At 64.3% G+C, this 12,876-nt stretch carries 7 protein-coding genes, 2 tRNA genes and 2 rRNA genes (1 of these 11 only partly in view); 7 read left to right on the top strand and 4 right to left on the bottom strand.

Going from position 1 to position 12,876, the window contains the following annotated elements; genetic code table 11:
• The 5 genes from DWG20_RS02920 to DWG20_RS02900 all read left to right on the top strand — a co-directional run.
• Positions 1 to 19: transfer RNA gene (locus DWG20_RS02920), tRNA-Ile, on the top strand; it begins 58 nt to the left of the window's first position.
• Positions 20 to 28: 9 nt separating this feature from the next.
• A tRNA-Ala gene (locus tag DWG20_RS02915) sits at positions 29 to 104 on the top strand.
• 263 nt (positions 105 to 367) lie between these two features.
• A 23S ribosomal RNA gene (locus DWG20_RS02910) occupies positions 368 to 3,270 on the top strand.
• 123 nt (positions 3,271 to 3,393) lie between these two features.
• A 5S ribosomal RNA gene (gene rrf / locus DWG20_RS02905) occupies positions 3,394 to 3,506 on the top strand.
• A 342-nt stretch (positions 3,507 to 3,848) separates the two neighbouring features.
• Positions 3,849 to 5,294 carry a hypothetical protein gene (locus tag DWG20_RS02900; protein WP_115432402.1) on the top strand — a complete coding sequence of 482 codons (1,446 nt, stop codon included), beginning with the start codon at positions 3,849 to 3,851 and terminating at the stop codon, positions 5,292 to 5,294.
• Positions 5,295 to 5,490: 196 nt separating this feature from the next.
• On the opposite strand, the gene DWG20_RS02895 is transcribed toward DWG20_RS02900, so the two are convergent.
• The gene (locus DWG20_RS02895; protein ID WP_115432401.1) at positions 5,491 to 5,919 is read right to left on the bottom strand and encodes a TOBE domain-containing protein; all 429 of its coding nucleotides are present in this window, start codon (positions 5,917 to 5,919) and stop codon (positions 5,491 to 5,493) included.
• A 240-nt stretch (positions 5,920 to 6,159) separates the two neighbouring features.
• On the opposite strand from DWG20_RS02895, the gene DWG20_RS02890 reads away from it, so the two are divergent.
• Both DWG20_RS02890 and DWG20_RS02885 read left to right on the top strand, forming a co-directional pair.
• Positions 6,160 to 6,789 (top strand): PDC sensor domain-containing protein, encoded by a 630-nt coding sequence (locus tag DWG20_RS02890; protein ID WP_115432400.1) that lies wholly within the window; start codon positions 6,160 to 6,162, stop codon positions 6,787 to 6,789.
• 11 nt (positions 6,790 to 6,800) lie between these two features.
• Complete coding sequence (locus DWG20_RS02885) at positions 6,801 to 8,522, top strand: diguanylate cyclase domain-containing protein (protein WP_115432399.1); 1,722 nt, start codon at positions 6,801 to 6,803, stop codon at positions 8,520 to 8,522.
• A gap of 64 nt (positions 8,523 to 8,586) precedes the next feature.
• On the opposite strand, the gene DWG20_RS02880 is transcribed toward DWG20_RS02885, so the two are convergent.
• The 3 genes from DWG20_RS02880 to DWG20_RS02870 all read right to left on the bottom strand — a co-directional run bounded on the left by DWG20_RS02880 (position 8,587) and on the right by DWG20_RS02870 (position 12,871).
• Complete coding sequence (locus tag DWG20_RS02880) at positions 8,587 to 10,047, bottom strand: NAD-dependent succinate-semialdehyde dehydrogenase (protein ID WP_115432398.1); 1,461 nt, start codon at positions 10,045 to 10,047, stop codon at positions 8,587 to 8,589.
• Between the two features lie 116 nt (positions 10,048 to 10,163).
• Positions 10,164 to 11,435, bottom strand: a complete 1,272-nt coding sequence (gabT, locus tag DWG20_RS02875) for a 4-aminobutyrate--2-oxoglutarate transaminase (RefSeq protein ID WP_115432396.1) — start codon at positions 11,433 to 11,435, stop codon at positions 10,164 to 10,166.
• A 119-nt stretch (positions 11,436 to 11,554) separates the two neighbouring features.
• Entirely contained in the window at positions 11,555 to 12,871 is a 1,317-nt protein-coding gene (locus DWG20_RS02870; protein WP_115432394.1) for a TolC family outer membrane protein, read from the bottom strand.
• Between the last annotated feature and the right edge of the window lie 5 nt (positions 12,872 to 12,876).

Raw genomic sequence — 12,876 nt, 5'->3', positions numbered from 1 at the left:
AGTCCAACCAGACCCACCAGTTCTAGTTGGGGGCATAGCTCAGTTGGGAGAGCACCTGCTTTGCAAGCAGGGGGTCGTCGGTTCGATCCCGTCTGCCTCCACCATCATTCCGCAAACGAAAGCGCATGGCCAGAGGATTCTGGTTGGCGTGAGCTTTCGTTTGCGTGATTAACGCATCGATCTTTAACAAACTGTAAGCCGAAATCAATCAAAGCGGCGCGACAAACGGCGTGGTTAATTCCTTGCCGGATGAAGTGCCAACTTGGGTAGATGATTGTATCAACGGCGTGTTCTTTGAAAAGGGGAGCATGCCGCGTCGCAAACACAACCGATTAGTTCAGAAATCGTAAGGTGTCTGAAATGATAGGGTCAAGCGACTAAGTGCATCTGGTGGATGCCTTGGCGATCACAGGCGATGAAGGACGTGTAAGCCTGCGAAAAGCGCGGGGGAGCTGGCAATAGAGCTATGATCCCGCGATATCCGAATGGGGAAACCCGGCTCGAAAGAGTCACCGCTGCCTGAACACATAGGGCAGAGGGAGCGAACCCGGCGAACTGAAACATCTAAGTAGCCGGAGGAAAAGAAATCAACCGAGATTCCGTTAGTAGTGGCGAGCGAATGCGGAACAGCCAGTACGTGATAAGTAGAGTGTTAGGAGAAGGCCCTGGAAAGAGCCGCCATAGTGGGTGATAGCCCCGTATCCGAAAACAGTTTACTGGTACTAAGCGTACGAGAAGTAGGGCGGGACACGCGAAATCCTGTCTGAAGATGGGGGGACCATCCTCCAAGGCTAAATACTCGTGATCGACCGATAGTGAACCAGTACCGTGAGGGAAAGGCGAAAAGAACCCCGGGAGGGGAGTGAAATAGATCCTGAAACCGGATGCATACAAACAGTGGGAGCCCTTGAAAAATGGGGTGACTGCGTACCTTTTGTATAATGGGTCAGCGACTTACGTTCAGTAGCAAGCTTAACCGAATAGGGGAGGCGTAGGGAAACCGAGTCCGAATAGGGCGATTCAGTTGCTGGGCGTAGACCCGAAACCGAGTGATCTATCCATGGCCAGGATGAAGGTGCGGTAACACGCACTGGAGGTCCGAACCCACTAATGTTGCAAAATTAGGGGATGAGCTGTGGATAGGGGTGAAAGGCTAAACAAACTCGGAGATAGCTGGTTCTCCCCGAAAACTATTTAGGTAGTGCCTCATGTATCACTTCCGGGGGTAAAGCACTGTTATGGCTAGGGGGTCATTGCGACTTACCAAACCATGGCAAACTAAGAATACCGGAAAGTGCGAGCATGGGAGACAGACGGTGGGTGCTAACGTCCATCGTCAAGAGGGAAACAACCCAGACCGCCAGCTAAGGTCCCAAATGATCAGTTAAGTGGTAAACGAGGTGGGAAGGCCTAGACAGCTAGGATGTTGGCTTAGAAGCAGCCATCATTTAAAGAAAGCGTAATAGCTCACTAGTCGAGTCGTCCTGCGCGGAAGATGTAACGGGGCTCAAACTGATAACCGAAGCTGCGGATCTAGACGTCGTCAGTGTCGTCTAGATGGTAGGGGAGCGTTCTGTAGGCCTGTGAAGGTGGCTTGTAAAGGCTGCTGGAGGTATCAGAAGTGCGAATGCTGACATGAGTAGCGATAAAGCGGGTGAAAAGCCCGCTCGCCGAAAGCCCAAGGTTTCCTACGCAACGTTCATCGGCGTAGGGTGAGTCGGCCCCTAAGGCGAGGCTGAAAAGCGTAGTCGATGGGAAACGGGTTAAAATTCCCGTACTTTCGTATAGTGCGATGTGGGGACGGAGAAGGTTAGGTCAGCGGCCTGTTGGAATAGGTCGTTCAAGCCGGTAGGCTGGAGAGGTAGGCAAATCCGCCTCTCCTTAAGGCCGAGACGTGATAACGAGGGTCTACGGACCTGAAGTGACTGATACCACGCTTCCAGGAAAAGCCACTAAGCTTCAGCTATACGAGAACCGTACCGCAAACCGACACAGGTGGGCAGGATGAGAATTCTAAGGCGCTTGAGAGAACTCAGGAGAAGGAACTCGGCAAATTGATACCGTAACTTCGGGAGAAGGTATGCCCCTGTAGCGTGTAGTGACTTGCTCACGAAGCGCGAAGGGGTCGCAGAGAATCGGTGGCTGCGACTGTTTATTAAAAACACAGCACTGTGCCAACACGAAAGTGGACGTATACGGTGTGACGCCTGCCCGGTGCTGGAAGGTTAAGTGAAGGGGTGCAAGCTCTGGATCGAAGCCCCAGTAAACGGCGGCCGTAACTATAACGGTCCTAAGGTAGCGAAATTCCTTGTCGGGTAAGTTCCGACCCGCACGAATGGCGTAACGATGGCCACACTGTCTCCTCCTGAGACTCAGCGAAGTTGAAGTGTTTGTGAAGATGCAATCTACCCGCTGCTAGACGGAAAGACCCCGTGAACCTTTACTGTAGCTTTGCATTGGACTTTGAACAGACTTGTGTAGGATAGGTGGGAGGCTATGAAGCGCAGACGCCAGTTTGCGTGGAGCCATCCTTGAAATACCACCCTGGTGTGTTTGAGGTTCTAACCTTGGTCCGTGATCCGGATCGGGGACAGTGCATGGTAGGCAGTTTGACTGGGGCGGTCTCCTCCCAAAGTGTAACGGAGGAGTTCGAAGGTTACCTAGGTACGGTCGGAAATCGTGCTGATAGTGCAATGGCATAAGGTAGCTTAACTGCGAGACCGACAAGTCGAGCAGGTGCGAAAGCAGGACATAGTGATCCGGTGGTTCTGTATGGAAGGGCCATCGCTCAACGGATAAAAGGTACTCCGGGGATAACAGGCTGATTCCGCCCAAGAGTTCACATCGACGGCGGAGTTTGGCACCTCGATGTCGGCTCATCACATCCTGGGGCTGTAGCCGGTCCCAAGGGTATGGCTGTTCGCCATTTAAAGTGGTACGTGAGCTGGGTTTAAAACGTCGTGAGACAGTTTGGTCCCTATCTGCAGTGGGCGTTGGAAGTTTGACGGGGGCTGCTCCTAGTACGAGAGGACCGGAGTGGACGAACCTCTGGTGTACCGGTTGTCACGCCAGTGGCATCGCCGGGTAGCTAAGTTCGGAAGAGATAACCGCTGAAAGCATCTAAGCGGGAAACTCGCCTGAAGATGAGACTTCCCTGGAGGCTTGACCTCCCTGAAGAGTCGTTCGAGACCAGGACGTTGATAGGTCGGGTGTGGAAGCGCTGTGAGGCGTGAAGCTAACCGATACTAATTGCTCGTGAGGCTTGATCCTATCATTTGAGACACTTTAAGAGTGTTGTGACTGCGACGAGAGACGATCGTCACCCAAGAATTTGATTGAACCGTGACCCCTCGGGGGCACGCTTCGGCTTACTAAGTTTGTTGACAGTTTATGTCTGGCGGCCATAGCGAGGTGGTCCCACCCCTTCCCATCCCGAACAGGACCGTGAAACGCCTCAGCGCCGATGATAGTGCAGATACCTGTGTGAAAGTAGGTCACCGCCAGACGCCCCTTACGCAACCCCCGTGCCCCTGGCACGGGGGTTTGTTGCTTTATGCTCCCGCCCAACCCGCCTCGGCGTGTGATGGGACCCACCACCAGGGCGGGCCGAACCTTGCCCCTTTGTCCTTTAGTCCTTTAGCCGACCTCGGCCAACCTCACCGTCGATAAGCCTTGCCTGCGTAGTAACGCGGCCTCACGCATCTGTTTAGTTGCTGACGCCGCCATCGCACTAAGCACGTCCGGGCTTGCCATTGCCCGGCCGCAACGGGCGCGGACGGCCGGCGGTATCGGCGGGGCACGCATCAGGGTAAAATCCAAGGTTTGTCCAATCACGGCTTGCAGCGACGATGAAATCCCACCCCCGAAATGCGCGAATCAAGGGCGACCCCTTCCTGCCCAGCCGATTCATTTTCGGCGATGCGGTGGACGACAGCGGGATCGAGCCCAGCGAGTACCTGATTCATACCGAATTTCCGGCTTTCGTCTGCCGCCTGGTCGGCGAAGACAATACGCCGTTCCCGGGCCGCGAGGTCGAGGCCGACGCGTTCGCCAGTGCGATGCTGTTCGACGAAGAGGAAAACCTGACCGTCTACGTGTGCAGCCAGGGTTTCCGTCTGTTCGACTTCAACTTCTGGGACGAGGTGCCGACCGCCGACGAGCTGCAGAAGGTGTGCGACGCGGCGATGGACGCCTATCGCCGCCTGAACGAGGCGTACGCCGCGCGCGAAACCGGCGTGAAGCTACGCGAATTCCGCGAGGGAGCGAGCGAGCCGTTGCCGCCGCGCGAGCGTGCCCAGCGCATCGACGACCTGGCCGCCAAGGCGCGCGAGGCGCTGGGGAGCCCGGTACACGCGATGCAGCTATCGGCCACGGTGCAGATGGCGCTGTCGGGTGGCGATCCGGCGGTGTTCACCGAGGCGCAGCTCGCCTTGCTGAAAGAGCCGGCGGCGCGCGAGCTGTTGATCGGCACCGCGCGCGACTGCATCGCCTTCCCCGAGGTGCTGAGGAAGGACGGCAGCCTCGCGTCGTTCGAACTGTGGGCTCTGCCGTTCGCGTTCTCGCGCGCGCAGGGCGGCGTGTGGTGGCACTTCCCGCTGCTGGAACGCATCGAGGCGCCGCTGGCCGACGCGCTCGACGTGCCGCAGAACGCGGTGCTGTGGGTGTCGCCGACGCTGTTCACGCTCGAGATGCTGAACGAGCGCGCGTGCCAGAACCTGTCGCAACTGGCGACGGTGATGGATGCCGGCTGCGACTTCGCACCGTACAACCCGGACGCGGCGCGCGCGACCTTCGAGGCCGCAAGGCAGACCGCCGACCCGCAGTTGGTGCTGGCGTGGATCCCGTTCATCGTCGAGCGCGGCACGCTGCCTCTCGACAAGGCGAAACGTCTCGGCCGCAAGGCGCTCGACGCAGTGATGCCGCTGGTCCAGGAGGCGGTTGGCGCCGAGATGGAATACGGCGAGGCCGAGCTGTTCGCGCCGCTGCCGTGGTGGGAGGCGCTGTCGGCCGGCACGCGGGCGTGGAACCGCAAGCGGCTTGGCGTCACCGTCGCGCTGGTCGCGGCCAGCGCCGGCGGATTGGCGGGCCTCGAGGCGGTCGCGCAGTACCAGCCCGAGCACTACGCCTACCAGGTGCTGATCAAGGCGAGCGGCAAGGACGACGTGCTCGCGCACGCGCCGTGGGCGCTAGTGTCGGACGTCGCGCCGGACAAGGAAGCGGCGTGGGAAGACCTCGCGCTGTGCCTGAAGGAAGCGGGGATTCCGTTGACGGAGCAGGCGAGCCGGCTGCACTGATTTTCGAGGCTGCGCAAAGAACAAAGCTTGGCCGAGCGTGATGCTCGGCCAAGCTTTTTTGCAGGGTGCCATTCGTAGCAAAACACGAATGAACCGGCCCGGGCAGCGATTGAAGCCAGCCGTGCCGCAAACAAAAAGGTTGGCCGAGCCTCGGGGGCTCGGCCAACCTTTTGCGTTGACGCGGGCCGAGTCGCTGTCAGCCGCGCACGCCGACGATCACGTGCGACGCCTTGAAGAAGGCCACCACCGCGCCGCCTTCGACGAGGCCGAGTTCGCGCGCGCTGTCCTGGGTGACGATCGCGGTCAGCGCGTCGCCGCCCTTGAGCGCGATCTGCACCTCGGTGTTCACCGCGCCATGGTTGATCGCCCGTACGGTGCCTTCGAGGCGGTTGCGCGTCGACAGCTTCACGCCCGAACTCGGGTTGGCGAGGATCACCCACGGCGCCTTCACCAGCGCGATCGCCTCGCCACCGGTGGCCAGGCCGAGCGAACGGGTACTCTCGCGGGTGATGACGGCGACGAGCTGGTCGCCGCCGGCGAGCGCGATGTCGATCTCGTCGTTGACCGCGCCTTCGCGGATGGCGCTGATCTGGCCGACGAACTGGTTGCGTGCACTGGTGAGCATGATGTTATTCCGTTGGTATGTGTCGTGCGTGACGACTATGTTTATGGGGAGTGCTTATTTTAACCCGCCGATTTCAGTATTGTCATAATCAATCGCGGGTATACCCTTATTGTATATGGTCAAATAGGTGCATGGATTTGGATTAAAATTTCCGTTTTGTTATGATTTATCAATGGCTTGACTCATCCACAGTAGGGCAGCGTCCAGACTGGCTTCCCGTCCTTCACGAGAGGTAATCGAGTGTCGAAGCCCTTTGCGCGCGCCGGTGCGGCGCGTGGACAACTCAAGACCCGAATCACGCTGCTCTTGCTGCTGGCGGGACTCGCGCTGCTCGCGGTGCAGGGCGGGCTGTTTTACCGCGAGGCGACCGCCGAATTGCGCGCGCAGCTCAACGATTATCTGACTACCCAGGTCGGCGCAGTCGTCACCGACCTCGACGACCGCCTCGCGCAGCGCAGCCAACTGCTCGAGGCGGCGGCGAAGTCGGTCGGCGTCGACGCCGATACCTTGCCGGCCGAGGCGCCACGGCTCGCCGCCCGCTTCGCCCATCTGAACGCGCTGTTCGACTCGATGGTGATCGTCGATGCCGACGGGCGCATCGTCGGCGACGCGCCGCCGCTGCCGGGCCGCGTCGGCATCAACATCCAGTTCCGCGAATATTTCCAGCGCACCTCGCGTACGCTCAAGCCGGTGGTATCCGAGCCGTTCCGCGCGCGCACCAGCGGCAACCGCAGCCTGGTGGCGTTCACCGCGCCTCTGCTCGACGAGGAGGGGCGCTTCGCCGGCATGCTGGTCGGCACGATCGACCTCTTCTCGCCGGAGTTCTTCGGCGATTTCCTGCCTTCAAGGTCGGCCATAGCGGCTACCTGACGGTCAGCTCGGTGCGCAGCCAGACGACGCTGTTCCACCCGGACGCGAGCCGCATCATGCAGCCGGTGGCGCAGCCCGACGAGAACCCGCTGCTGCAAAGGGCGCTCGCCGGCTGGCAGGGCGTGGCCGAGAGCCGGCACGGGCGGGGCGGCGCACGCGCCTTGTACGCCTACCGCCCGCTGTCGAACGCGAACTGGGTGGTCGGGGCGGTGCTGCCTGCCGACGAGGCGTACGCGCCGATCGCGCGGCTGACCCGCGTGCTGCTCGTGTCGGGGGGGCTGGCCGGCGCCGTGCTGATCGCGCTCGCGTGGCTGGTGCTGCGCCGCCTGTTGCGCCCGCTCGACACCTTGCGCGAGCAGGTCGAGGCCTTGCACGAAGGCCGCTACACCGGCCCGCTCTCGCCCGGCGGCGGCGCCGAACTGCAGGCGGTGGCCGACGCGGTGTCGGGCGTGTTCGCCGCACGGCAGGCGGCCGAGGCGGCGCTGGCCGACCGCGAAGCCTTCTTTCGCACGCTGAACGAGACCTCGCCGCTCGGCGTGCTGGTGGTATCGGCCGGCGGTGAGATCGGTTACTGCAACCAGGCTGCCCATCATCTCTTGGCGCACGACGGCACGCCGCCGCTAGGCCGGTCGTGGTTCGAGCTCGTTGCCTCCTGCGAGCGCGACGAGGTGGCGTCGATGTGGAGCGCCGCGGTCGCGATGGGGGCGCCGGTGCGCTTCAGCTGCGCGCTCGGCGCCGAACCGGCGCCGCTCTTGACCTTGCGCTTCCAAGCGATGCCGGGCGACGGGCCGGCGCGCTACGTCGGCGTGTTGCTCGACATCAGCGCCGAGGAAACCGCGCGCCAGGCGCTGTCGATGGAGCGCGAACGCGCGCTGGCGATCCTCGAATCGATCCGCGAGGCGGTGGTGCTGACCAACCACCTGGGCGAGGTCGAATACCTGAACCCGCCGGCGCTGGCGATGCTGGACCTGCGTCCGTTCGAGCTCGCCGGCCGGCCTTTCAACCGCGTTGCGCGCTTCGTCGATTGCGCGAGCGGCCACCCGCTCAATATCGGCACGCTGTCGGTCGACGGCGGCGCACGCCAGGTGGATCTGGTGCGCGACGACGGCACGCGCTTCGCGGTCGAGGTGACGGTGTCGCGCGTCGGCGGCGCGCAGGGTTTCGAGGATTACCGCGTGGTGGTGATCCAGGACGATGCGCCGCGGCGCGAACGCGAGGCGACGCACCGCTGGGAGGCGCTGCACGACCCGCTGACGCGGCTCTGCAACCGGCGCGGCTTTCACCAGGCGCTGTCGGCCTTGCTGGCCGACGAGATGCGCCGCGGCGGCGAACACGCGGTCGCGATGCTCGACCTCGACCACTTCAAGGCGGTCAACGACGGCGGCGGTCATCTGCTGGGCGATGCGCTGCTGCAGGAGGTGGCGACGCTGATCGCGCAGTCCTTGCGCGCGAGCGACGTCGTCGCCCGCCTGGGCGGCGACGAATTCGCGTTGCTGCTGTACGACTGCCCGCTGCCGGTGGCCGAACGGCTGCTGTCCGAGCTCTTGTCGGCGCTGGGCAACTATCGGCTCGAAGGGCCGGACGGCCGGCTCTACCACATCAGCGCCAGCATCGGCTACACGCGCGTCAAACCGGACGACCAGATACCGGCCGACCCGATGGCGCGCGCCGACGTGCGCTGCTACGCGGCCAAGCACGGCGGACGTAACCGGCTGGTGATGAGCGGCGACTAAGCCGCTCGTCCTCCGCGGTCCGGCGGGTAGGCGGCTCCAGGCTCGGCCAAGCCTGGGCTCCGATTCAGCCGTCCAAGCCGGCCAGACACAGGTACTTGATCTCCAGATAGTCGTCGATGCCGTACTTCGAGCCCTCGCGGCCGAGGCCGGACTGCTTGACGCCGCCGAAAGGCGCCGCCTCGTTCGACAGGATGCCGGCGTTGACCGCGACCATGCCGTACTCGAGCCCCTCGGCGACGCGGAAGATGCGTCCGACGTCGCGCGCGTAGAAATAGCTGGCGAGGCCAAACTCGGTGTCGTTGGCGAGCGCGATCGCCTCCTTCTCCGTCTTGAAGCGGAACAGCGGCGCGACCGGGCCGAAGGTTTCCTCGCGTGCCATTTTCATGTCGGCGGTCGCGTCGGCGATCACCGTCGGCTCGAAGAACTGCCCGCCGAGCGCGTGGCGCGCGCCACCGGTCAATAGCTTCGCGCCGTGCGCGAGCGCGTCGGCGATGTGTTCCTCGACCTTGACGACCGCGTTCATGTCGATCAACGGGCCCTGCGTGACGTCGGGCTCAGTCCCGTCGCCGACCTTGAGCCGCGATACCGCGGCGGTGAATTTCTCGGCGAACGCGTCGTACACGCCGTCCTGCACGTAGAAGCGGTTCGCGCACACGCAGGTCTGGCCGCTGTTGCGGTACTTCGAGATCAGCGCGCCGTCGACCGCGGCGTCGAGGTCCGCGTCGTCGAACACGATGAACGGCGCGTTGCCGCCCAGTTCCATCGACACCTTCTTCACCGTCGCCGCGCACGCGGCGATCAGCGCTCGGCCAACCTCGGTAGAGCCGGTGAACGACAGCTTTTTCACGATGTCGGACCCGGTCAGCGCCGGGCCGATCTCGCCGGACGGGCCGGTGATCACCGAGAACACGCCGTGCGGGATGCCGGCGCGCTCGGCCAGTTCGGCGAGCGCCAGCGCCGACAGCGGCGTCTGCGACGCCGGGCGCACGACGATCGGGCAGCCGGCGGCGAGCGCCGGCGCGGCTTTTCTCAGGATCATCGCGTTCGGGAAGTTCCACGGCGTGATCGCCGCGGCGACGCCGATCGGCTGCTTGATCACCAGGATGCGCCTGTCCGCGCCGGGCGACGGGATGGTGTCGCCGTAGACGCGCTTGCTCTCCTCGGCGTACCACTCGATATATGCGGCACCGTAGGCGATCTCGCCACGCGCCTCGGCGAGCGGCTTGCCCTGTTCGGCGGTCAGGATGCGCGCGAGGTCGTCCTGGTTCGCCATCGTCAGGTCGAACCAGCGGCGCAGGATCTGCGCGCGTTCCTTGGCGCTCTTGCGTTTCCAGGCGGGGAAGGCGGCCTCGGCGGCGGCCAGCGCGCGAAGGGTTTCGGCCGCGCCCAGCGCCGGCAGCTCGGCCAGGGTCGACCCGTCGGCCGGGTTGGCGACGGCGAAGGCGCGGCCGCTGTCGGCGTCCTGCCAGCGGCCTTCGAGGTAACAGCGGGTTTTCAGGAGCGACGGGTCTTTGAGCGTGAGCATGGCGGTCTCCCGGCATGAGAGGACGCTATGCAGTCTAGACCCTTGACAGGCGAGGGGAAGGAGCGGCTCGGCCAACCTTGTAAGGGTTGGCCGAGTTTTTTGTGGACGCCGTCGCCTTAAGCGCTCGCTTCGAGCAGCGCCGCCTCGAAGATGGCCAGCGCCTCGTCGAACACGTCGAACTCGATCGTCAGCGGGAACAGGCAGCGGATCACGTTGCCGTCGAGGCCGCAGGCGATCAGGATCAGCCCGCGCGCCAAGGCGCCGGCCTGCACCTTTTTCATGAAGGCGACGTCCGGCCGGCCTTCGCCGTCGCGGAATTCGAGACCGACCATGCCGCCGACGCGGCGCACTTCGGCCAGTTGCGGCACGCACTTTTTCAGGCCGTCGAGCCGGTCGGCCAGCAGCGTGCCGAGCGCCTCGGCGCGGTCGGGCAGGTTCTCGTCGCGCATGATGTCGATCACCGCGTCGGCGGCGGCGAGCGCCAGCGGGTTGCCCGCGTAGGTGCCGCCGAGGCTGCCGGCGACCGGCGCGTCCATCACCGCGGCGCGGCCGACGATGGCCGACAGCGGGAAGCCGCCGGCGAGCGACTTGGCCAGCGTGATGATGTCGGCTTCGGCGTCGTAGTGCTCCATCGCGAACAGCTTGCCGGTGCGCCCGAAGCCGCACTGCACCTCGTCGGCGATGATCAGGATGCCGTGTTGGTCGGCGATCTCGCGCAACGCCTGCATGAAGGCTTGCGGCGCCGGGCGGATGCCGCCCTCGCCCTGCACCGGCTCGAGGATGAAGGCGGCGACGCGCGCCGGGTCGATGTCGTACTTGAACAGGCGCTCGAGGCCCTTGAGCGCGTCGTCGAGCGACACGCCTTCCTGCGCGTCCGGGAACGGCGCGTGGTAGATGTCGGCCGGGAACGGGCCGAAGCCGGTCTTGTACGGCGCGACCTTGCCGGTTAGCGACATGCCGAGCAAGGTGCGGCCGTGAAAGCCGCCGCCGAACGCGATCAGGCCCGGGCGGCCGGTGGCGGCGCGTGCGATCTTCACCGCGTTTTCTACCGCCTCGGCGCCGGTGGTGAAGAAGGCGCTTTTGGCCGCGCCCTTGATCGGCGCGAGCGCGTTGAGCTTTTCGGCGACGTTCAGATACAGCGCGTACGGCACGATCTGATAGGCGGTGTGGCTGAACGCGTCGAGCTGCTTGGCGACGGCGGCGTGCACCCTGGGGTGCAGGTGGCCGGTGTTCAGCGCGCCGATGCCGCCGGCGAAGTCGATATAGCGGCGGCCGTCCTGGTCCCACAACTCGGCGTTGCGGGCGCGTTCGACGAAGAAATCGGCCATCACGCCGACGCCGGCAGGGGTGATGTCGTGTTTGCGTTGCAGCAGTTCAAGGCTGTGCATGCGGTCTCCTTGCGGTACTGACGCTACAGGCCGCCTCGTGGGCGGCCTGTAGCAGGGATGGACCGATTGTAACCGCTAGCCGGCCCGGGGTTAACCCTTGATGGCGTGCGGGTGCGAGATCAGCGCCTGGCGAGCATCGCGCGGTTGACGGCTTCGAGCCTGGCCGAATCCAGGAGGCCGGCCGCCTGCGACAGCGCGAGCTGCGCGTTCAGATACGTATAGCGTGACTCGGCGAGGCTGGTGACCGCCTCGTAGTAGGCCTGTTCGGCCTGCAGCAGGTCGAGGTTGGTGCGCACGCCGACTTCGCGGCCCAGGCGCGTCGATTCGAGCTTGCTTTTCGACGACGCCAGCAGCTGTTCCTGCGCGCGCACCAGCGCGGCGCCGTTGGTGACGCCCAGATACGCGCGGCGCACGTCTTCGCGCACCTGGCGGCGGCTCGCCTCCAGCGTGTCGCGCGCCTTCAGTTCGTTGGCCGCCGCTTCGCGCACCTGGCTGCTGAGGCCGCCGCCGGCGAACAGCGGCAGGCTCAAGGTGACGCCTATGGCCGAGCCGCGCGTCTGGCGGGCGGTGAGGCTGCTGGCAGGGCTGTTGTTGACGCTGTCGTTGTAGCCGGCCGCAAGCGATACCGTCGGCAGGCGCTGGCCGCGTTTTTGCAGCAGATCCTGGCGGGCGAGTTCGAGCTGCTCCTCGTCAGACTTCACGACGAGGCTGTTGGCCTCGGCCAACGTCATCCAGTCGGCGAGTGCGGCCGGTTGCGGCGGGGCGAGCGCGAGCTTCTGGTCGATCGACGCGACGCCCTGCGGGTCGAGGCCGGTAAGCCGGCGCAGCGCCTCGCGCTTCACCTCGAGGTCGCTCTCGGCGGCGATTTCCCGCGCGCGCGCGGCGTCGAAGCCGGCCTGCGCCTCGTAGGTGTCGGTGATCGTCGCGGTGCCGACGTCGAAAGCGGTCTTCGCCTGTTCGAGCTGCTTGGCGAACGCCGCCTTGGCCGAGCGCACCGACGCCAGCGTGTCGTTGGCGAGCAGCACGTCGAAGTAGGCGCGCGCGACGTCGACGATCAACTGCTGTTCGGCGGCCGAGAACTGCACGTTGGCGAGCCGCGTGCCGGTCTTGCCCTTCTGGTAGCCGGCGTAGCGGGGCACGTCGAACAAGGGCTGCGTCAGCTCGACGCCGTAGCCATGGCTGTCGTAGCTGGAGAGGCCCGCCGGTTCGATCGGCCGGTTGTAGCGGTAGTTGGCCGAGAGGCCGACCTGCGGCAGGATGCCGGCGCGGCCCTGGACCGCCTTTTCCTGGCCGGCGTCGCGCTCGTTGCGGCGGGCGGAGAAGCCCGCGTCGTGGTCGCGCGCGGCACGCCAGGCGTCGACGAGGTCGAAGGCGGCGGCGCCCTGTGCCAGGGTCAAGGCCGCGACGGCGATAAGGGTGATGCGAAACGGTTTCATCGGTT

The sequence above is a fragment of the Crenobacter cavernae genome (assembly GCF_003355495.1).
GTDB classification, from domain to species: domain Bacteria; phylum Pseudomonadota; class Gammaproteobacteria; order Burkholderiales; family Chromobacteriaceae; genus Crenobacter; species Crenobacter cavernae.
Note: the sequence above shows the minus strand (reverse complement) of the source record. Positions and strands in the feature narration are given on the sequence as shown.

What these genes read in the sequence shown, in the direction of transcription:
- gabT (WP_115432396.1), bottom strand. Translation starts at nt 11,435, where the DNA reads ATGCACAGCCTTGAACTGCTGCAACGCAAACACGACATCACCCCTGCC.
- DWG20_RS02870 (WP_115432394.1), bottom strand. Translation starts at nt 12,871, where the DNA reads ATGAAACCGTTTCGCATCACCCTTATCGCCGTCGCGGCCTTGACCCTG.
- DWG20_RS02880 (WP_115432398.1), bottom strand. Translation starts at nt 10,047, where the DNA reads ATGCTCACGCTCAAAGACCCGTCGCTCCTGAAAACCCGCTGTTACCTC.
- DWG20_RS02895 (WP_115432401.1), bottom strand. Translation starts at nt 5,919, where the DNA reads ATGCTCACCAGTGCACGCAACCAGTTCGTCGGCCAGATCAGCGCCATC.
- DWG20_RS02900 (WP_115432402.1), top strand. Translation starts at nt 3,849, where the DNA reads ATGAAATCCCACCCCCGAAATGCGCGAATCAAGGGCGACCCCTTCCTG.